This is a genomic window from Polaromonas sp. P1_G2, assembly GCF_056405515.1.
Genome location: NZ_JBFUBY010000957.1, coordinates 1 through 498 on the forward strand (window position 1 = coordinate 1; position 498 = coordinate 498).

Annotated in this window: 1 protein-coding gene; it reads right to left on the reverse strand. The window is 63.5% G+C overall.

All coding sequences use genetic code 11. The annotated features are described in order from the left end of the window. The coding region (locus AC1D0P_RS28530) for a polysaccharide deacetylase family protein (protein WP_477679813.1) at nt 1-498 on the reverse strand (498 nt) is incomplete at both ends.

Genomic DNA, 498 nt, shown 5'->3' on the forward strand with positions numbered 1-498 from the left:
GCGTCAAGGAACGCCCATCCCGCTTCGTCGTGGACGAGGTGATGGGTCAGAAAGCCGAGCGCGCCGTTGCTCTCCCACATCTCATCAAGCCGCTTCACCATATCGGCGACCAAGGGCGCAGGCTCGCGAGCGCCGCGTGTGCCGTGCCAGTCCATCAGGTCGACATGGGTGTTGACGACGACGAGCGGCGCCGGCTTCTCCGGCCCGAAAATGGATATGGCCTTGAAGCCGAGCTCCGGCAGCCCTGCGATCACACCGGGCGCAATCCGGTTCCACGGCGGCACGAGCAGGGGAACGAAACGGTCAGCGTGAAACGCCTGCAGGCGATGGAAGCCCGCTTTCAATTCCCTTAGTACTGTCTCGACAGGCCGGTGTGCGCCGAGCTCCTGCTTCTTTTCGTCGGGCCTCGCGTGATTGGTATGCGACCAGCCGTGGACGACGACCGCGGCCTCAGGAAATTGGGTCAGATAATCCGCCAATACCTGCCCGGTATGGAGC